Genomic DNA, 20,611 nt, shown 5'->3' on the forward strand with positions numbered 1-20,611 from the left:
TTGGGTTAAAAAAATATGGAGGAACGGCGGGAACCGTATGTATCACCAGCCGTACAGCTCCCAGTCCTGCCGCAGCGCTTCATCGGTAGAGTTTCTCACAATCAGCTGGCAGTTTAATTCCACACACTCCACCTCTTCCTTCTCATCCTCCATAAGCTTCAAAAGCTTCGCCGCCGACTCAAATCCCAGTTTATACTTTGGAACATTGATCGTCGACAGGGAAGGTTCCACCAGGGTACCCACAAAAATATTATCAAATCCGATGACCGCCACATCCCTGGGCACGGCACGGCCGGACTCTTTCAGAGCCTTTATGGCCCCTATAGCCATCTGATCGTTGGCGCTGAATACCGCGGTAAAATCCGATGATCCTGTCAGAAGCTTCTTTGTGGCGATATAACCGCTGATGGAAGAATAGTCCCCATAAGCGATCAGATCTTCTTCTACCCGGATTCCGGCGTCCTGTAAGGACTGCCGGTATCCTTCCAGATTATCATCACACATCATCAGATCTTTCGGACCGCAGATATGTGCGATTCGCCTGTGCCCTTTGGAAAACAGATGCTCCATAGCCACTTTGGCGTACTTCACATTATCTATACCGATCGTGCTGATCCCGGTTAACGCAACGTTACATTCGGTAAATATAATCGCGATCTTTCTCCCGCCATCCATCATCTGGTTCAGCTCCCGTGCGTAATTCATCAGGGAATTCTTAGGGCAGCAGCTGTCGATAATCAGTCCGTCCACCCAGTTAGAATAAAGAAAGCGGACCAGCTCCTTCTCTTTAGTAAAATTGTAATCGGAACTCTGGTACATAATCTTATAGCGTGTACTGCTCACCGCATCGTCAATCCCCTGAAGCACTTCGGGGAAAAATACCTGCGTCACCTTCGGCAAAATCACTCCGATATTGTAAGTCCGTCTGCTCTTCAGGCCGCTTGCGTTTACATTCAGATTATAGCCCAGCTCTTCGATGGCGGCTTTCACTTTCTCTTGCGTCTCTTCGGTAACTGCTTTTGTGTGGTTTAGTACATGAGAGACGGTGGCTGTGGAGACACCTGCTCTCTTTGCTACATCTTTTATGCTCGCCAATTTGCAATCTCCATTCTTTCTCAAGTTAAACGTTTACCATATAAATATTGTAATATACTATTCTGACTATGTCAACTGTTTTCTGACAATTTATTGAATTTTCTATTTCGGCTCCACCATTCACCGGGCAGGTTAAGCATAGCTGGTAACCATAAAAAAAGCTGCTTATAACAAATCACCGTTATAAACAGCTCACTCACTCCGAACATTTAATTACAATCCATAAAAGGCAAAATACACAATGTAAATACACATGCATATTCAGCATATTTCCACAAATACAGGCACTTAAAAAACGCTCATTTTCTACTGGGTCTGGTGATTGTTCTTCTCACCCTGATATGGTACTATTTTAATACGGAGCAACCGCGTACAAGGAGGTTAGCCTTCCCTCATTCAACAGAGGGGAGGTGGTGTGCATGACTACATATGAAGCCATATCGTTAATGATCGCTTTTGGTGTACTACTCATCACGCTGCTTACCTACATAGATAGGAAGCATAAGCATTAACAAAAATACCTACCTTGTCACTTAGCCGGTACAGGTAGGTATTTTAGACCCGAGAAGGCTAACCACCACTGTGGGCGATTGCTCCTTTATATTTTCAATATAACACAAGAATTATTTTTTGTAAACGTCATTTTCTAATATATTTCCTCCGAAACTTCCGGAGAGAACCCAGGCCGTTTGGCCGACGGAAGAAATATCCATCCGATCAGCACGGTAACCAGCGCGAAGCCCACATTCACCCGATAGATCATCGCATACCCTAAGGATTCCTGTATCGCGGAAAAGAGCGGCGGAAAGATAAAATTGGAAAAACCGAACATCAGCATGGAGACGATCCCATAGCAGCTCGAGACCAGCCTGTCCTCGGCCAGCAGATGCAGATATTGAAAAATGACGGTCAAAAACAGCGGAAACACAATACCGTGCAGCAGATCTCCCAGGATTACGACGGGTATGATCCCGGTAGAAATGCATAGGAATCTGAGTCCTGAGAACACGAATACCAGCAGAAATGACTTTTTCACATCATAATTCCTGAAAAACTTCCCGATGGCAATAAAACACAGGAATTCAGAAAAAATTTTGAGTCCTGTGCTGAGGCTGAACAATTGGTTGGACAACAGCAGATTCCCTGTGATCCCGGTCAGATAGGAGGAAAATGCGAAATCGCATCCCACATAGCTGCCTATTCCTAAAAAACTCATCAGGTACAGCACATTCACTCTTCGGTTCTTAAAAATATCCGCAAACCGGATCTTCTCCGCCCGCTCACTCTCTGTCACATCCTCGAATTTTTTCCAGATGATCAGGACGCAGGCAGACAGCAGGAGGATTGCCAGCAAATGAAGCCCCCGGAAAGAAAACAAGCTGATGATCGTTCCCCCCGCCAAAGTCAGGCATCCCATCCCGACCGAACCCCATTTTCGAATCTTATCATAGGGGTATCCCTTTTGATCCGCTATTTTTTCTATATATATTTCATAAGTACCGATCAGCGGCACTCCGAAGCAGCCATAGGCCGCCGCGAACCAATAGATGAAGCCTGGCCGTATCACCAGAAACAGGACGCACAAGCCGAACAAAGACATAAGATAGGCGAACATAAACCTTTTTTTATTGCGCGCCCTGGAGAACAGGTAGCTAAGAAGCGGCTGCGCCGCCAGGGAGAAACCGGCTCCGAAGGCGGTCACCCGGCTCACCTGCGCCAAGGTAAGCCCTGCCGCTTGGGAGAGAAACGGATAGTAAAATGTAGAGACGATTCCCGCTATGCAAAAATACAAAAAGGTGGTCACATTATAGTAAAACAGCGGGCTTTTTTTATCTAAAACCATTGGTCCAACATCTCCGCATGAAACTTCTCAAAGCCGGGTATGACATAATCCGCCTGGCATAAGATCCCCGGATTTCCAATCCCTACGCTTTTCATCCCGGCTCTTCTGGCCGCCTCGATCCCCGCGGCCGCATCCTCAAACACTACGCAGGCCGAAGGATCCGTCCCCAGTCTCTTCGCCCCTTTTAGAAACACCTCAGGGTCCGGCTTGGCTTGTGATACCTGACTGCCGTCCACCACGGCATCCAGATAGTCCTGCAATTTCAACCGCTCCAGAATCACACCGGCATTTTTACTCACGGAACCCAGCGCCGTTCTCAGTCCGTTTTTCCTGCACTCTTCCAGGAAATCCAGGACGCCGGGAAGCAGCTCGGATTGGTCCATTTTATTTATATATTCTACATACCAGCGGTTTTTCTTCTCCGCCATCTCTTCCTTTGCCTTCTGCGTACATTTCACATGACCGATCTCCAGGAGAATCTCCAGGGAATCCATCCGGCTGACACCCTTAAGCCTTTCGTTTTGTGCTTCCGTAAAGGAAAATCCCAGTTCTCCGGCCAGCCTCTTCCAGGCCAGATAGTGATATTTGGCCGTGTCGCACAGCACACCGTCCAGATCAAAGATACAAGCTTTTATTTCCATGTGCTCCTCCTAGTTTACTTCCAACCCGTTCCGGTCCGGAAGCGGGCGGTAAGCCTGATGTGGTTCCGTCTGATACCAGTAAGCTACTGTGGCGATATCATCCTGCAGCGGCAGGAACCGGTTCTCGCTCCTCCATCCCAGCGCCTGCATTGTCACACGAAGCTCTTCTTCAAAATAAATGGGATCCGGAATATGAAAACGGTACATGCCGAACCTGGTATTCGCCCGGTACAGGCCGTCGGGTTTTATGATCTGGGGCAGCCCCTGGTACAGGTTACTGAAGCTTCCATACTCTCCCGCCGGCTGTTCAAAGTTCCAGGCGCCCCCGAAATAATCCTCCGTGCCGGTCCCGCAGATCGTGGGGAATTCGGCATCATGATCCAGATAAAATTTCACTTCCCCTTCGCCCCACCAGCGGTTGCTGTTCACCTGCCAGGCCGCATAAGTTCCCACATACTGCCCTTTTCCGCGTATCCCGTCGATAATCGTATAGGGTACCTTATACTGAACCGGATTCTCCCGCCGGTAAGAGGCATGAAAATATGCCGCCTTATCGCTCACTGCCTCCAACAGATAATCGATCTGATAGAAAAATATCCGTTTTTCAGATCCTATGTTTTCTATGGTAATTCTGGCGCCCTGCCGAAACGGCATGGGAAAGTAACAGTTGTACCCTCCCGCAGGATTGACGCTGATCGGAGCGGAAGAGATATTCGCACGTTCACACCAGCCATTGCAGAAGAAATCACCCAGCGGCACCTCCACAGAGGGGACTTCCTCATCGTCCCAGTATATCCTGAGGATCAGAGATCTTACACTCTCCATATGAGCGGTCATCCACATATGGGTGATTTTACCGCTTTCGGTTATGGACGCGATCTCGTATACTTCTCCTGCTTCTATTTCCACATAGGGCCTGACCTTCCAGCCCATTCCCAGTTCTCTGGCCGGATGGGTCATATCTCCCTCGGCGATCCGGGCCATGGCGCCCCTGCCTTTCTCCCCGGTGGGATTCTCCGCCGTGATGGAACGGGATTTGGCCCCGGATAGTTCGTATATGCGGTTCATCGGATCAAACATTTATCCTTCCTCCTTCGTTACCGTAACCTGATCAGCCGTTACCTCTGCCTGATACCGTCCGCCTTTCAGGCGAAGACCGAATCGGATCGCCCGGATATGTTCCGGCAGAGCCGGATGGAACACAGGCTGTCCGTCCTTTCCAACCCCCGAAAAGCCCGCCAGGCCGCAGACCACAGCTTGCCAGAGGCCCCCCGCGTTGGCAATATGGATCCCTTCGGCCGCCCCGCGCTGCGCAAGATCAATCTCCATACTCTTCTGTAAAAACTCATAGCTGCGCTTCGCATCCTTCACACCGGCGTGAACCAGGGCGTGGATCACATAGGAAAGGGAGGAATCATGGGTCGTAATCTTCTCATAATATTCCAGGCAGTTCTTTTTCGTCTCCTGGTCGAATGCATCCGGAAACAAGCTGAATAAGCCCAGGGTATCCGCCTGTTTTAAAGCTTTGCTCCGGTAATTCTTCTCCTGGGAAATAAAATGGCCGAACGGTTTGCTGCGGTCCTTCCATATTTTGTCAAATTCCACGTCCGCGAAATGGTCAAAATCCTGGCACTGCCAGATAAAATGCGCATCCTCATCATACGGAAATACCAGCCGGTCGTGTACTTTTTGGAATTCCTCCATCTCCAGATCCGTCACGCCCAATTCGTTCTTGCGCTCATCACCGGCGATTTTAAGAGTTTCCAAGGTCTGTTTAAGCGCAAATTTTACCATATAGTTGGTATAGGCATTGTCATTGGTAAATGCCAGATATTCATCGGGGCCCATAACTCCCAGCAGATGGCAGGTATCTCCTGCCCAGTCGACCCTGCCGCACCAGTATCTGGCGGTTTCCACCATCATTTCCAATCCCTGGTTCAGAAGGAATTCGGTATCACCTGTCACTTTGCAGTAATGCCACAGGCCATAAATCACATCTGCGGTTACATGCACTTCCATATCGCCGTACTGCCAGTTCGAACATTGTTCCAGACCTGACTGGCAGCATTCCCACGGGTATCTGGCGCCGGGGTAGCCATACCGGGCGGCGTTCTTTTTGGCTCCTTCCAGCATCCGGTAACGGAATTCGATCAGGGACCGGGCTTTTTGGGGTGCGGTGTACAGATAGAATGGCAGCAGATAAATTTCCGTGTCCCAGAAATAGTGCCCAAAATACGCTTCTCCCGCAAAACCTTTGGCGTCGATGGCCACTTGGGATGACCAGGGGAAAGCGCGGAGCAGGTGATAGATACTAAATCTCAGACTATCCTGCAGCCGTTTATCTCCTACGATCTGTACATCCGATTCGCTCCAACGGTTTGCCCAGATCTCCTCATGGGCTTTAAGGGTCAACCTCTGCGCATCCAGTTCAAGGGTTACCATCCGCTCCCGCAGACGGAGCAGATCGCCAAAGGGGCCGGATAAGATCATCCCGTCCGCTTCATCCTTCCAGTCCATACTGGTCGCGATAATCGTGTATTTGTAAAACACAAACGGTTCGCCTTTTTTCAAACGAAGCTTCCAGATCTCCCGCAGTCTCTGTTCCGTGCGGGAGCTTTCTTCCTTATAATAATCTCCGTCCTCAAATTTGCAGAAACATTTCATACAGACCATCTGACCGCTGTCCAGCGTGATCTCCGCCCATAAGCCTTCCTGGTGAAAGAGCTTTGTATCCGTAAAATGACTGTATCCGTTGGTGGTTACCGCTGCATCCACGAAGCTTTCCACCCTGATTTCCATATCCTGTCCGGCTGCCAGCTCGGCTCTCTGGACAATATAATGCTGATTCTGAAGACTAGCGTATCTTGTATATTCAGCTTCCAGTGAACCGGCCGCCGTATTCCACACGAAATGTCTAGTCAATACTCCGTTTTTCAAATTCAGGGATTCCGCAAAATCAGAATAGTCTGATAGCCCCATGTCGAACCGTTCCTCGTCCTGATAGAGCTGTATTCCCATTGGATAAGGCAGATTTACAATTTCCTCTCCTAAAATCGGATGGTTTCCATAGATACCCGGGACATAAACGCCCCATTTACTGACCGGATTCCTGGCTTCTTCCAGCGTCACATTCGCAGGCAGTCGCCAGTAATGCTCATCCTGGGAAGCCCCCGACAAATCCTCCTCAAAAGAAGCCCGCATCTGAATATAACCGTTTCCCTGAGCCCAGGCGCCCTCATAATATTTATTCTTTTCAGGGCTCCATTTTCCCTTTCTCTTTAATACCATCATTTTGATACCCTTTCCCGCAAATATTCCAGCATACAATGCAGAAGCCAAACTGCCAGCGGATTAGAAGCAAAATCAGCCGGCTGGCTTCCCTGGCCGCCGTCAAGCTGAAGTGTCGTAGCCAGGATACGGCGATTGTCTTTCTGAAACTCCACCAGATAATCATGGACTGCATAAGTTCTGGCGTCATATCTTCGGATCAGACTTTTATAGGAACCTGCGTAGTTTTCCATTTCCTTTTTGTTAAAAGCACGGTCTGTTGAGATTCCGAAGAATTGGAGGGCGGCGTATCCCTTATGTTTCAACCGGTCCGTGACCGGATGCGGGAATATGCGTTTCACCCCTTCCCGGTAAAACGGGACATTTTGAACTGGTATACTGCCGTCGCCTTTCACACAGATGATCCTATGTACTCCGTCCGGAAGCCTGTCGGCCAATTCCTCATCCTGCCGGGTGGTCAGCAGTATGTCCCCTGCGCTCAATTTGCTTAAGCTGCGCAGATCTTTGATTCTTTCCACGGTAAAAAAATATTCTATACCGCTAAAGCTGCCGGAATCATCCAGCAGATAGACCGTATGATTGTTCTGTACCCTGGGATAACTCCACACTTCCCAGCTGTTTGAATAGCAAAAACCTTCGCCGGACACCTCCGCCTCCAGCGTATAGCGCATGGGACATTTAAGATCCGGAAGGCGGATCGAGATTTGTGATAGTTGTGCCGTCTTATCCCGTTCGATCCGGCAGCTTTCTTCCTGTTCCCAAATCAGATCATCGCCGTTTTCTAATCGCACCCGGACAAATCCTTCCAGCTCCCTTCTGCTGCGGTTGGAGACCACCAGCCGTCCCTTTACGCTGCTTCCGGCATAATAATTAAAAGGATCTGTGTCTCTAAAACGGTCTCCGCCGTTTTTCCAGATCCTGCCCAGATCTTTTTGAAGCGCGATTACCACGTCACCATTGATCCTCTTCATAAGCCCGGCTTCGCATTTGCTGTTCCCCTCATCATCAAAGATGCCGGAGGTGGTCAGGGGAACATCGCGTATCGTGGTGATGTTATAGCCCTTGATCTCCGGAAAACTCCTGGTCATCTCCAGCAGATATTTCCTGGTATCCATCATCTGCCTTCTGCTCAGTTCCTCAAGTCCGCCGATTTCACCCAATACACCGTAGGATTCCAGGATTTCCTTCTGGCGGTATACCGGCTGATCGGAGCCAAATCCCTTATGGACTTTCCGCAGCAGATTCTTATGCTCGTTGGGATTCGTCCACCAGACATCTTCATACTTCGTTCCGGTCACCGGCCGGAAGGTGTCGGCATCGTTGTATTCGCCGAATAACCAGGGCTTCTTTTTCCGATAGCCGGCTGTGAATTCATGCAGAAGCGCATCGAACCTGGGCAGCTCCGAGTAAAAATGATAATCATAGATATCCGACTTTGCACCGCAGACCCCGTCGAAGCACTCCCCGGAACCGCTGTTGTCACACAGGATCATTTGAGCTTCCCGCACTTTTACCATCCGGTAAAGGTCGTTCAGGGCGGTTTCCGGCACCGTCGCATCCAGCTCACAGCCAAGGCTTACGATGGAGACAGTAGGATACCGCATAAAATAATCCAGCATCCTCGGATATTGATGGTAAATCCGGCTGATGAGAAACTCATTTTCAAAAGGCAGCCACAGCGGCAGTTCCTGCCAGGTCACGATCCCCAGCTCATCGCAGAGCTCATAGTAATAAGCCGGAGGAAAATACAGACAGTGTTTCACGGTATTGAATCCCAGTTCTTTTAGACTCAGCAGTTCTTCTTTCACTTCATCATATGTGGGTGCCGGCAGCATCCGGTCCGTATAACATCCCCAGTGCAGGGCTCCCCTCATATAAAATGGGTTACCATTGAGTAAAATTTCCCCATCTTCGATGCGGATGTTCCGGAAACCGCCCGTAAAAACCCGTGTGTCGCACGCCGTATCGTTATAGTATAGGGTCACCGTACACCTGTACACGTTTGGCTGGTCTGGTGACCAGGGTTTCACATCTGTGACCGGAACCGACATTTTATTCCGGCATGGCATTCGGACTACACTCTTACTGTGATCCGGATTTTCCACCACTGCTTCCACGGACCATTCTGCGTATTCCTGCTTTGTATCGTCATCCTTCATAAGGGGGATTGCCCCATCCTCTTTCCCACAGATCTCTCTGCTGAAAACGGCCCCCTGCACTATCGTATCATTTTCCATGCTGAAAGCGGCTTCCAGCTCAATCGCGCGGTTCTCCATGCTGAAAACCGGAACCAGCCTGTCAAATGCGCCATATTCCCGTATCTCCAGGGACACCCCTTTCCAAATTCCGCCGAAGGGCAACATAATATCCGGGATGAATCCAAACAAAACCGACCGGAAGAAATACGGGCTGTTTTTGTCAAAATCCGGTTTCATGACCCGGACTTCCAGCACGTTTTCCCCTATCTGAACCGCCTGGCCCGCCTCGATCACAAAGGAATCCCAGATCCCCTCATGTTCTCCGATCTTCTGTTTGTTCAGGAACACTTCACAGTAATAGCTGACTCCTTCAAACACCAGGCGGTACCTGTTTTCCAGGTTTATCTTTTCTAACAAAAAGCTTTTCCGAAACAGAAAAGGACCATAAAAATCCCTGTTTTCCATTATCGTTTCCACCGCGCACGGAATCTGTACTTCCTGTATCTGAGTGTCATACTCCACTTTCCATGCGCCGTTTAAATCAATCGTTCGCATACTTCTCCTCCTGCCTATCCTCAATTCTATCCTTCAGCCTGACCCTTGTCTGATCTGAATCCTATCCTTTGATACCGGCCGATACATTACTGTTCAGAATCTGCTTCTGCCCCAGGAAGAATGCGATCATGGTGGGCAGTGTCATCAGCACAGTGATCGCCATGATGGACGTATAATCTGTGGTATATGCCCCCTTAAAGAGTGATAATCCGATGGGCAGCGTAAATTTATCAGAATCCGAGATATACACCAGGGGCCCCAGATAATCATTCCAAACCACGATCATATACATGATGGCGGACAGGGCCAGCTGGGGCTTCATCAGCGGAAGAAAGATCCTGGTAAAGATCTGGCGGTAATTCGCCCCGTCTATAATTGCCGATTCTTCGAAGTCTCTGGGAATCCCCCGGAGGAACTGCCTCATCAGGAAAATATAGAACGCCCCCCCGAACCAGGCCGGCACGATCAAAGGCTTTAGCGTATCCAGCCAATGGAACGCATTATATTCCATATAGAGCGGAATCACCAGCACATCCCACGGGATCATCATGGTTGACAGCATCAGTATGAAAAAGAAGCCTTTGCCTTTAAAATCAAATCTCGCAAAACCATAGGCCACCAAAGCGCTGGAAAGAGTCATCCCGATCACGGCCAGCACGGTCACGGCCAGCGAGTTTATGAGATACCTGGTAAATGGCTGGGCGTTCCAGGCTTCTTTAAAATTTTCCAGATGGAATTCCGACGGGATAAAGCGGATCGGATACTGGCCCAGTTCCGCCGGATTCCTTACAGCTGTCAGCAATGCCCAGATTAGCGGGAATAAAAATACGACAGCCAGCAGAATCAATATCACATAGACACCTGTTTTTTTTATTTTCGTTTCCATTTTTTCCTCCAGTGGCGCGTTTACCGCGCCATAAATTCAGAGATGGGTGAACATTTTGTTCAACCTTACTCCCCCCTACACTTCGTAATACGTCCATTTTTTAGAAATGAACAGCACAGCGACGGTCAAAGCCAGCACAACCAGGAACATTACCCAGGCATTGGATGCGGCGTATCCCAGCTGGAATTTTTTAAAAGCGTTCTCGTATACATAGAGGGAATATATGTATGTGGACTTGCTGGGGCCTCCGGCCGTCAGGTTCATCACCACGGTCAGCTGCTGGAACGAAGCAATAATGGCCATAATCAGGTTATAGACGATGGTCGGGCTGATTAACGGCAGCGTAATCCTGGTAAATTTCTTCCATCCGCTGGCTCCGTCGATCATGGCCGCTTCCGTCACCGATACCGGAATCTCTTTTAAGCCGGTCAGGAAGACTAACATCATGGAGCCCTGGGCCCAGATCGTCGTCAGGACCACAGCCCACATAGCGGCGTCCGGGCTTCGAAGCCAGGGCACGGACGGGAGTCCGATCGTATTTAACAGCTGGTTCATGATCCCGTTATCCTTCAGAATCCAGGACCAGATCAGCGCCAGCGCCACACCGGAGATAATCGTCGGGATGTAGAATACCGTTTTAAAGAACCCGGCCCCCTTTTTGATCACATTGAGCAGGGCTGCCAGCAGAAGAGCGATACCCACATTGATGGGCACCAGCATGGCGGCATATTTGAATGTGACGCCCATGGAGTGATAGAAATTCGAGTCTTGGAACATTTTTAGGTAATTGGCGATTCCGATAAATTCACGGGTCCCTGTGATTTTCCAGTCAAACAGACTCATGAACAGGGAGAATGCCAGCGGGAACAGGGTAAATACCAGGAATCCTATGATCCACGGAGATATGAACAGATATGGTATGATTTTTTTCTTTCCTTTTAATTTCATAGTATAGATTTCCCCTTTATAAAAGGGCTGCCGTATCTGCCTTCGATACGACAACCCTCTGTCAAGTTTCGTTATTGGATAATGGCTTCCGCCTTGGTCTGTACTTCATCCAGAACCGCGGCTACATCCGCATCTTCCTGAGCGAAGATCGCTTCCAGTCCGGCATCAATCTCGGAGTTTACTTCCGGCCATTGAGCGGATTTTACAAGAGAAGGTCTCTTGGCTTCAGAACGCTCCAGCATCGTATAGAACGGCGCCATCTGAGGGTCATCCAGTAAACCGGTGTCCTTTGCGACTGATTCGCGGACCGGCATTTCGATTTCGCACAGAGTTTTTACTGATTCATAGTTGGTGTAGTATTTGATAAATTCCCAGGCCGCGTCCTGATTCTTGGAGCCGTTTGTCACGGACAGGAAGGAGGCGTGAACCACGCTCATACTCTCTCCGCCCTCGAATTTTGGCATCGTGGTGATCCCTAAGTTGATTCCGGCGTCATTTATGGCTGAGACGAACCACTTACCCATCTCGCCGAATGCGTAATTCCCGGAACCCATCGCCTGACCGAAATCATCATTTCTGTTTCCGGTATAGGCTATTTTATCTTTGTAAATCATGTCGTGTAAAAACTGCAGTGTCTCCTTGTTGGCATCGCTGTTAATCACAGGCTTACCGGAATCATTAAGCCACTCCCCGCCGTTGGACCAGAGCATGGATTCTAACGCATAGGGATCCGGGTTGTAGTAGAAGTATAAGCCGGTGGCTCCGTCTTTTGTGGTGGCCGCTGCCGCCGCTTTCAGATCTTCCATGGTCCAGTCTTCGTTTATGGTCACGCCTGCCGCATCGGTCAAGTCTTTGTTATAATAGATGGCTCTGGTGGAGAATCCGATCGGCATACCGTAGATATTTCCGTTCATGTCCGCGTAGTTGAACAGGGTTGCATAGAAGTCATCCTTGTCTTCCAGGCTGTCGATCTTATCCTGCAGAGGCACCAGGCTTTCGTAGTATGCCGGGAAATTCCACATTTTCACGATGTCCGGCGCGTTGTCGGAACCGATGGCCGCTGCCAGTTTCTGATCAAATGCCGTTCCGTAGGTCTCTAACTTCACCTCGATCTGATCCTGGGATTCGTTAAATGCTTTCACGATCTGTTCCTGTACCGTAACGGCCGGGCCGGAATCACCGGTAGCATACCTAAGCTGTATTTTCTCTCCTCCCGCATTTGCGGTTTCCTGGACGGCGGTATCACCAGCCGCTTCCGGCTGTTTTTCTTCTTTCGGGCTGCCGCAGCCTGTCAGCGCTCCGGCTAACAGCATTACCCCCATTCCCAATGCAGTCAGCCTTTTCCATTTTCCTGCTGTACTTTTTGGGCATCCCTGATTGTCCGACGTACGATTCCAACTGTTTTTCATACTTTTATTCCTTCCCTTCTTGTGTTCTTGTTGATCTTATTATAAAAAAACGGAGCCTCTTTGCAGACTCCATTTTTTTAATAAATACACTACTTTTTTAATATCTGCTCTTCGTAATCGGACGGCGTACACCCGGTCTGCTGTTTAAATACCTTAAAAAAGTAGTTGTATTGGTTGTATCCCACCATGGAATAGATCTCTTTGATTTTATATTCCTGGGCTGCGATGAGCTTTTTTGCCTTTTCAATCCGTATCCGGTTCAGGTATTCCGTAAAACTACAGCCGGTATCTTCCCGGAAAATTTTGCTTAAATAGGCGTAGTGGATCCCCAGCTCCTCAGCCACGTCCTGCTGGGATATGGGATCCATATAGTGCTGATGGATATACCGGACAGCCTTTGCCGTATATTTGGAATAATTCTCATAAAGCGCCTGGCTCTGCCTCGCTGTCTGCTGAACGATGCCTTCATAAAAATCCATCAGGATTTCCTTGATCTCATCCACGGTCTCCGTCTTCTTAATCTTCTGGTACAGTACCGGAAAGCTCTTATCCGGCGCCGGTTCTCCCAGTTGCCTCTCTTTTATGACCGAATACCCCAGATTCAGCAGTTCCACGATCGACAGTTCTACGATCCGTATCGGCAGTTTTATTTTTTTATAATGGTCAAACAAAATGTACAGATCTTCCCGGTAGCTTTCATCCGCTTCTGTCAGTTTTTTCACGAACTGCTCCCGATCGATTCCGACGGAACCGCCTGTGTTCCCTGATAATTTTCTGGCTGCGCCTGTATTCTGTTCATACCCGCTGTAGACCTGGCCTTTGCCCTCGAAAAATTTGTTTTCCAGCATTTTCAGGCACTTATGATAGGATCTGACCAGATCCTCCATGGAACTGCAGCTGTTGTCCATCCCGACGGAAACCTGGATATTCATCATTTTTCTTATATTTTCATTCAGCCGTTTTGCATATTCCTGGGTTCGGGACAGGAGGTAGAGCTGACTCTTCACATCCGTAAAAGACAGGATGATGGCATAGCGGCCTTCCTGTATGGACAGGATCTCCTTTTCCGGCGCCTTCTGGATCACCTTGTCCATAATATCCCACAGGGCGTTCAAAAAAATCCGCTTGTCTTCTTCTCCAAAGCGTTCTGTCACCTTCTGGTAATCATCGATCTCGCAGACCAGGATGGAAGCGCTGCTTAAGTCAAAGGGAATCCCGTGCCTTCGGAATTTAACCGCGGCTTCCTTTGCCCCCATCTCCCCCCGCAGCAGCTGGGTAAAAATCTTACTTCTCAGCGCTCCCCGGCTTTCCTTAAGGATCTCCAGGGAATCCTGCCTGTTTTCCTCCGACTGCCTTTCCCGGATCTTTTCGCAGGCCTGCAGCAACGCATGGGTCAAAGTTTCCTCGGTAAGCATGTGTTTCAGGATATAGTCCAGGCTGCCCTCCTTGAAGCTTTCTTTTACGTAGTCAAAATCCTTGTAACTGCTGATGGCTACCACCTGTATCGCCGGATTTATCTCCCTGGCCTGGCGGATCAGTTCAATCCCGTCTATCTTGGGCATCCGCATATCCGTCAGCAGGATATCCGTTCTGTGTTTCCGGATATGGGAAAGGGCGTCTTCCGGCTGGGTATATTCACCGGAAACCTTCGTATTTTTCAGATTGATCAGGCTTTTTAATTTCGTCAGCGCCAGCACATCATCATCCACAATTACAATATTTATCACGCTTCCCACTCCTTATAGGGGATCCTCACCTTTACTACGGTGGATACTCCCACGGTGCTCTCCACCTCTATGCCGTACTCATCCCCGAAATGAATCTTAATGCGCTGATCCGTATTGGACAGGCCGATACCGTTAAATGTGGAAATCTTACTGGTATCAAACCCCTGCCCGTTATCCGTCACATCGATTTCAATGGTCTCATTGATGCGGACTGCCTTGATATAAATCAGCCCTTCTTCGCTGTCATCATTTTCTTCAATCCCGTGAATGATGGCATTTTCCACAATAGGCTGGATCATAAATTTTAGAATCCTGGCCTTCTCCAGGCCCGGTTCGATATCCATATAACAGGAAATGGGCAGAACCGATTTGTACTTATATATTTCCAGATAATCGTTGATATAGTCTAATTCAGTCTGGAGGGTTACATAGTCTTTTCCGTTCTCCATACTCACGTGGAGCAGATCCATCAGCGCGTTCACCAGCCGCTCCACATTGGTTACCCGCTGTACATAGCAAAGGTTCTTGATGGTATTTAAAGTATTGAAAAGGAAATGCATGTTGATCTGTCCCTGGAGGGAGCGGATCTCCAGCGCCGTCTTTTCTTTTTCTTTGGTTTTGATGTCTTCCATCAGCTGCCGTATATCATCGGTCATCAGGTTGAACGCCTCGGCCACCTTCCCGAACTCATCCCGGCTGTTCAGTTCCACCTTCGTGTCCAGTGTACCTCCGCTGAAGTTTTGAAGGGCTCTGGTCAGGGAATCCACATTCCGGCTGATCCACTTGGAGAGAATACTGATGACGCAGAGCATGATTCCCATCATCAGCAGGGTGATAACAAAAATATTCTGAAATTTGCTCCGTATATCGGACAACAGGTTATCCATTGGAATCGCTATCGTGATGGCGATTTCATTTCCAAACAGCTGCTGGCTTATGGCCAGCCACTCGCTGTTCTCTTTGTCTTTTATGATCCGGTGGCTCTCTTCCCTACCATTTTCGATATCATCAAAGTGCGCGGTCATCTCCGGGCTATCCTCCACTGCCGCGTAGCCGGAGGATGTATACAGACAGGAATTCTCCCGGGTACGCACCCGGATCGCCGTGTTACCAGGGAATACATCGTCGAATATATCATTGATATCCGCCCGGTTCAAATTGACCAGGCAAAAGCCAATCCGTTTTCCATAGTAAAGGATATTCCGGTACAGCATGATGTCATCCGGGGAAAAATCGGAATCTCCGTGGGCAAATACCAGTACATCCTCTGAATCCGGCGGAAGTATTTCGTCCAGCCTGTTTTCTTTTACGAATTCGTAGTCGAATCTATTCCCACGGTAGACCAGGTCACCGTTAAAATTCCCGATGGCGATGGACTGGATCACCGTATTATTGACATAGATACTGTTTATGTTCTCATCCAGCTTAGTCCGGGCCTGATTATTCAGGTATTCATTTTCCCAGCGGTTGTGAATATAACGGTCTACGGTACTGTTATTATAGGTAAGGGTTCTGGTCTGGCTGCTGATATTTTTCAAAAGGCTCTCAAGCTCCCTCGCTCTCTCATCCAGCAGTACATTCATGGACTGGAACATGGTCTCCACCACCATAGATCTGGAATTCGTGTACCAGATGGCGGAGGTGATCGTTACGGCGAAGGCCAGGATCGCGCAGAGGATCAGCATTATTTTGTATTTGAATTTTATATACATTTTTAGTTTCCTCTGAAGGGGGATTTTTATTCCGAATTGCTTTCCGAACAGTTATCGACATTATAACACAAAATCTTTTAATGCGTATAGAGTGGATTAATAACCGCGCTATAACCAAGGTGTATTCCTATGGGAAAAAAAGAATCTCAAAACATTTAATCACAGGCCGCCACGATCCTAATACAATATAATAAAAAGTAAGTTAGGAGCTCTATGATAACTGTTATCATTATAATTTCATTTATTTTGCTGGCGCTCATCCTCATCCTGGGGATCGTGTGGCTGATACGGACCAGGCACTTCCGTCCCAATCCCGACAAAGCCCAGCAGCAAAATGCGTTAAACAACGATCTGAAAGATTCCGGGTTTGCCTATCATCTCATGGACGACTACTTTTACTCACGGATGGACTGCTGGCAGCGGGAAGTGGGATACTGCCGGTTGTATGATGAAGGCGCGCCCTTTTTTAATATGATTTTCGATGCAGAACCGATCACATTTTCTTACGGCGGAAAGCGATGGCTGATAGAGCTGTGGAAAGGCCAATATGGTATCACCACAGGCGCAGAAATCGGAATATACAATACCACTCTTGAGGACCTGGACACCGACCGTTTCCGGGGTACTTTTTATGAAAACATCCAGGACAGCGAATTTCTGCCTCTCTCCTTCGTCCTGCGCAGGAAAGGGCGGGTCCTGTTGCGAAGGGAGGCCACGCACTGGTGGCTGACAGCCTTTAAACTGGGAACATTTTCTAAGCTGCGTACGCTGACTATGGACGCTTCGATCAGTTTCCCCGATGCTAAAATGTGTGCCGCGTTTGTCGGAGGCCTCATCGAAACCGGCTACCGGAGGAGGGAATACAAGGTTAAGGGAAACCGGGTGGATATCCGGTTTACCAAGCCCCATTCGGATCAGCCCGCCTCCCGGAATAAACTCCAGGCCAGTATCGTACAAAAAGTAAATAAAAGCAATTGCAGATTATACAAAAAAGCAACCGCAAGATACAGCGACACGCTGGATAAGCTGGAGTATCTGAAAAACGCCATGCCGGAAGTCTATGAGCTGTTTGTGAAATCGCTCTATGCCAAAGGAGTTTATGCGGCATTCGATTGGATCCGGGATATCATCTATCCTCATCATCCCGTGCCGCCGGTACCGTCTAAACCGCCGTACCCGCCGGTACCTCCGTGCCCGCCTAAGCCGCCGTGTCCGCCGATGCCGCCATGTCCGCTTGAACCTCTGTGTCCGCCGGTGTCAGCCTGCCTGCCTCTGCTTGCCTGTCCGCCCAAACCGTCGTGCCCGGCTAGGCCTTCCTGTCCGGCTGTGTCTTCCTTCCCGGATGTGTCATCGTGTCCCACCAGGCCTGTGAATTCGTTGGAACAGGATTATTCCGCAGAATTCCGGTGCGGGCGGAGTCATTCTGATCTTTGTCACTCCGGCGATCAGGCTTTCCATTATGCATCGGAATACGCTCATGAGGATCATGTCCGCGAAATCTTAACGGCAGGTCCGCAGGACGCTGAAAAAACTGATATAGAATAGAAAGTATGATATAGGGGAGGTGTGATTTTTGTGAATCACACCTCCCCTATCTAATAATCCACCATGAATTTGTATAGAATACTCTCTATCGCATTTCTGAATCTTCGCTTCGTTCTGCAATACCCCTGAGTTCTGAATTTCTTTTATAATCGGATTAAATATCTTTTACAGAACGTCTTTTTATGTAGATAATCAAAACAGAGGCAGCCAGTATGGAGCTAATCATCAGGAACAACAGGATTCCCGCCTCCGAGGTATCTCCCGTTGCCGCTGGTGTATTCTGACTGTCATTGCCGCTTCCTCCGGCGCCGCCCGAATTATCGGAAGAATTATTGTCTGATCCTTTCCCCTGATCCGGTGTTGGTTCCGGCGTGGAAGGAGGTACCGGTGTCGGAGAAACCGTGGGTCCCGGTGTAACGTCTGGTTCCTTATCCGTAGTATCTGTAACTTTCAGATGGAAGCTAAAGGATTTACCACTGGCCAGATTGATCTTCAGATCCGTGTCCTCTGTCAATGTATTCAAATAGTTTATAAGCAGGACAATCCCGTCCGTATCGATTCTATAATCCCTCCCTTCCTCCAGTTTGTCTATACTTATGATCACATTTCCATTCAGTTTAAGCGGAATGGTTATTTCTTTATGATCCGAGCCTTTTGAATTTTTATCAAAGGTACCTGATGTATTTGATAACTCAGCGTCAAACAACCCATTTTTCAGGAAATGATCACTGTGCATTTTCATGGATGCAGGCATACCAGCCATGTAAAAGGCGCTGTTATGGCCGCCGTCCCGCAAATCGTACCCGTGCTCTTTTCCCACGCTGTCCAAATATTCATGGGTATTGACCGTCCCCCTGTAATCCACCATAGTATCCTGAAGTCCGCAGTCTACATAGAAATCATAAGCTTCCAGCTGGCTTTCACTCAAACTCTTCAGGCAGTTCAGGCTTTCCTGATTCAGAGCTCCCATATGGCTCGCCACGGAGGTATACAACTCGGGATACAGGGTTCCGATGCACATTGCTCCAAAACCACCCATAGAAATCCCAGTCACACCGCTGAATTTGGCATCACCGAGCGCCCGGTAATTCTTCAAAATTTCCGACCGGATTTCCGAGGTTACATGTGTCCTCCAGGGACCGGTAGAGTCATGATTTGACGGATCATAATCCGAATCCCGGTAAAAACTATTTTTTCCTGAATCCGGCATAACTACGATCATCTCTGTCACCACTCCGCTTGCAATCTGCTGATCCATAAACGCACCGATTTGGTCTACATTGATGAAAGAGCTGCTGCTGGAATTAATTCCGTGAAGAAGATAAACCACCGGGTAGTTCCGATTATCATTTTCATAATAACTGGGGGGCAGATATATCCCATACTTCAGGGTCTGGTTAAAGAGCGCGGATTCATAGGAGACCGCATAACATCTGCTCCAGTTGCCGTATTCCAATATCTTGCCGCCGTCATCCGCATAACAGATTTCAACTGTGTCTGAAAAAATGACCGTCTGAGCGCCGCTGTTTCTGTCATTCCCTGTTATTGTTCGATTTGCGGAATACCAATACCGTCCCTGGTCATCTTTATAGGCTCCCGCATTCTCATCCTGTACGTTTATATTTTCGTAGGGCGACAGCATGTCCTGAATTTCTTTCAGCCTTTCTTCCTTTGTATGACCATCATTTTTATAATCACCGGAAATAGTTGCCGCATACGCGTTCATATCGCCGGCGTTCATGGCGTTTATCTGGCTTTGCACGACGGCATCCAGTTCTGCCGATGTGACCGGATCGGCGGGAAGGCCTTTTACCGCACGCACTGCCAGCTCATTCCCACAGATTGCGTAGGGATTGCCGCTGTAGAATCCCCCGTTTCCATTATTGTTATATACGCGGATGCATATCTCATTTTTCCCGCCCAGATTCAGGCATTTGGTCGGAATCTTATATTCCCTGTTAACTTCCCAGTATGATTTTTCAAATTTTACCTGTTCTTCTTTATTGGCGTTACTATAGTCAAAGCCGCCATTTGCAGGAAACTGATTTGTTTTATTACCATTGCCGTCTACAAATCCGCTGGAAGCTACCAGCTGTCCGTTAATATAGATTACATCCATATCGTCAATGATACCCATCAGCAGTGTAACCTCATTATCCGATGTGAAATCCGCCGGCAAATCGAAGTTTCTGCATACCCATGCTTCCGACCAGGAAGGGAACATAGCCGTATCAGGCGCAGAGGCCGTCAGGGGAGCAGGGGCGGAGGCGGAAGCCGCTCTTCCTAATACCGCCTGTGACAGAGATGGTTCCGGCTCTGATTCCGGGACGTTCGTCGGTTCCGGCTCTGCTGTGGCATCCGGGATTGCCGTCGTTCCCGGTTCTGCTATGGTTTCCGGGACTGCCGTCGGTTCCGGTTCTGCTGCGGTTTCCAGAACTGCTGCCGGAGCGGTATTTGCTGTGGTTTCCGGGACTGTCGACGGCTCAAGCTCTGGATTTACTGTGGTTTCCGGTGCTACCGCCGGCTCAAGATTTGCCGTAGTTTCCGGGGTTACTGTTGGTCTGGGATCTGATGTAGTTTCCGGGGCTGCCGCCGGCTCCTTATTTGGTGTAGCTGTAGGCCCATCTGTTAACTCAGGCTCCGGGTCAGATACTGGCTCAGCCGTTTTTGCCGTATTTGCTCTGGCCATTATTTTGACTGGCCGGCGCTGCAATGCACTTTGTAACAACATCCATATTTTGTTGCTTCCTCTTATGGCAATCCT

14 protein-coding genes are annotated in these 20,611 nt (G+C 48.8%); 2 read left to right on the forward strand and 12 right to left on the reverse strand.

All coding sequences use genetic code 11. The features are described from left to right. Positions 1-42: 42 nt before the first annotated feature. Positions 43-1,095 (reverse strand): LacI family DNA-binding transcriptional regulator, encoded by a 1,053-nt coding sequence (locus tag KTH90_RS07860; RefSeq protein WP_238726597.1) that lies wholly within the window; start codon positions 1,093-1,095, stop codon positions 43-45. A 419-nt stretch (positions 1,096-1,514) separates the two neighbouring features. Here KTH90_RS07860 and KTH90_RS07865 point away from each other — a divergent pair, with 419 nt between their 5' ends. After that, entirely contained in the window at positions 1,515-1,607 is a 93-nt protein-coding gene (locus KTH90_RS07865; RefSeq protein WP_238726598.1) for a putative holin-like toxin, read from the forward strand. A 134-nt stretch (positions 1,608-1,741) separates the two neighbouring features. Here the strand turns inward: KTH90_RS07865 and KTH90_RS07870 are convergent, their stop codons facing one another. The 10 genes from KTH90_RS07870 to KTH90_RS07915 all read right to left on the reverse strand — a co-directional run bounded on the left by KTH90_RS07870 (position 1,742) and on the right by KTH90_RS07915 (position 16,302). Further along, positions 1,742-2,938, reverse strand: coding sequence for an MFS transporter (locus KTH90_RS07870; RefSeq protein WP_158350113.1), 1,197 nt, complete (start codon positions 2,936-2,938; stop codon positions 1,742-1,744). Continuing rightward, complete coding sequence (gene pgmB, locus KTH90_RS07875) at positions 2,929-3,579, reverse strand: beta-phosphoglucomutase (RefSeq protein ID WP_158350114.1); 651 nt, start codon at positions 3,577-3,579, stop codon at positions 2,929-2,931. The genes KTH90_RS07870 and pgmB overlap by 10 nt, the downstream gene beginning before the upstream one ends. Before the next feature lie 9 nt (positions 3,580-3,588). Further along, positions 3,589-4,659, reverse strand: a complete 1,071-nt coding sequence (locus tag KTH90_RS07880; protein ID WP_158350115.1) for a glycoside hydrolase family 172 protein — start codon at positions 4,657-4,659, stop codon at positions 3,589-3,591. Beyond that, positions 4,660-6,870: a glycosyl hydrolase family 65 protein gene (locus tag KTH90_RS07885; protein WP_238726599.1), complete on the reverse strand. Its 2,211-nt coding sequence runs from the start codon at positions 6,868-6,870 to the stop codon at positions 4,660-4,662. Beyond that, positions 6,867-9,620, reverse strand: a complete 2,754-nt coding sequence (locus KTH90_RS07890; RefSeq protein ID WP_238726600.1) for a sugar-binding domain-containing protein — start codon at positions 9,618-9,620, stop codon at positions 6,867-6,869. The genes KTH90_RS07885 and KTH90_RS07890 overlap by 4 nt, the downstream gene beginning before the upstream one ends. A gap of 61 nt (positions 9,621-9,681) precedes the next feature. Next, a complete protein-coding gene (locus KTH90_RS07895) occupies positions 9,682-10,506 on the reverse strand; it encodes a carbohydrate ABC transporter permease (RefSeq protein WP_238726601.1) in 825 nt (274 codons plus the stop codon). Between the two features lie 75 nt (positions 10,507-10,581). Continuing rightward, on the reverse strand, positions 10,582-11,454 hold the full coding sequence (locus KTH90_RS07900; RefSeq protein ID WP_158350119.1) for a carbohydrate ABC transporter permease: 873 nt from the start codon (positions 11,452-11,454) through the stop codon (positions 10,582-10,584). Between the two features lie 71 nt (positions 11,455-11,525). After that, positions 11,526-12,863, reverse strand: coding sequence for an ABC transporter substrate-binding protein (locus KTH90_RS07905; RefSeq protein WP_158350120.1), 1,338 nt, complete (start codon positions 12,861-12,863; stop codon positions 11,526-11,528). A gap of 89 nt (positions 12,864-12,952) precedes the next feature. Then, positions 12,953-14,590, reverse strand: coding sequence for a response regulator transcription factor (locus tag KTH90_RS07910; protein WP_238726602.1), 1,638 nt, complete (start codon positions 14,588-14,590; stop codon positions 12,953-12,955). Further along, positions 14,587-16,302: a sensor histidine kinase gene (locus tag KTH90_RS07915; RefSeq protein ID WP_238726603.1), complete on the reverse strand. Its 1,716-nt coding sequence runs from the start codon at positions 16,300-16,302 to the stop codon at positions 14,587-14,589. The genes KTH90_RS07910 and KTH90_RS07915 overlap by 4 nt, the downstream gene beginning before the upstream one ends. Before the next feature lie 213 nt (positions 16,303-16,515). On the opposite strand from KTH90_RS07915, the gene KTH90_RS07920 reads away from it, so the two are divergent. Then, positions 16,516-17,847 (forward strand): DUF4474 domain-containing protein, encoded by a 1,332-nt coding sequence (locus KTH90_RS07920; protein ID WP_238726604.1) that lies wholly within the window; start codon positions 16,516-16,518, stop codon positions 17,845-17,847. 154 nt (positions 17,848-18,001) lie between these two features. On the opposite strand, the gene KTH90_RS07925 is transcribed toward KTH90_RS07920, so the two are convergent. Then, complete coding sequence (locus KTH90_RS07925; protein ID WP_158350124.1) at positions 18,002-20,578, reverse strand: alpha/beta hydrolase-fold protein; 2,577 nt, start codon at positions 20,576-20,578, stop codon at positions 18,002-18,004. Positions 20,579-20,611: the final 33 nt, after the last annotated feature.

The sequence above is a fragment of the Diplocloster modestus genome (assembly GCF_019042245.1).
GTDB lineage: Bacteria > Bacillota > Clostridia > Lachnospirales > Lachnospiraceae > Diplocloster > Diplocloster modestus.

Excerpts from the sequence above, each read along its gene's own strand:
- pgmB (WP_158350114.1), bottom strand. The coding sequence starts at position 3,579 with ATGGAAATAAAAGCTTGTATCTTTGATCTGGACGGTGTGCTGTGCGAC.
- KTH90_RS07920 (WP_238726604.1), top strand. The coding sequence starts at position 16,516 with ATGATAACTGTTATCATTATAATTTCATTTATTTTGCTGGCGCTCATC.
- KTH90_RS07890 (WP_238726600.1), bottom strand. The coding sequence starts at position 9,620 with ATGCGAACGATTGATTTAAACGGCGCATGGAAAGTGGAGTATGACACT.
- KTH90_RS07895 (WP_238726601.1), bottom strand. The coding sequence starts at position 10,506 with ATGGAAACGAAAATAAAAAAAACAGGTGTCTATGTGATATTGATTCTG.
- KTH90_RS07925 (WP_158350124.1), bottom strand. The coding sequence starts at position 20,578 with ATGTTGTTACAAAGTGCATTGCAGCGCCGGCCAGTCAAAATAATGGCC.
- KTH90_RS07885 (WP_238726599.1), bottom strand. The coding sequence starts at position 6,870 with ATGATGGTATTAAAGAGAAAGGGAAAATGGAGCCCTGAAAAGAATAAA.
- KTH90_RS07915 (WP_238726603.1), bottom strand. The coding sequence starts at position 16,302 with ATGTATATAAAATTCAAATACAAAATAATGCTGATCCTCTGCGCGATC.
- KTH90_RS07900 (WP_158350119.1), bottom strand. The coding sequence starts at position 11,454 with ATGAAATTAAAAGGAAAGAAAAAAATCATACCATATCTGTTCATATCT.
- KTH90_RS07905 (WP_158350120.1), bottom strand. The coding sequence starts at position 12,863 with ATGAAAAACAGTTGGAATCGTACGTCGGACAATCAGGGATGCCCAAAA.
- KTH90_RS07865 (WP_238726598.1), top strand. The coding sequence starts at position 1,515 with ATGACTACATATGAAGCCATATCGTTAATGATCGCTTTTGGTGTACTA.
- KTH90_RS07870 (WP_158350113.1), bottom strand. The coding sequence starts at position 2,938 with ATGGTTTTAGATAAAAAAAGCCCGCTGTTTTACTATAATGTGACCACC.
- KTH90_RS07880 (WP_158350115.1), bottom strand. The coding sequence starts at position 4,659 with ATGTTTGATCCGATGAACCGCATATACGAACTATCCGGGGCCAAATCC.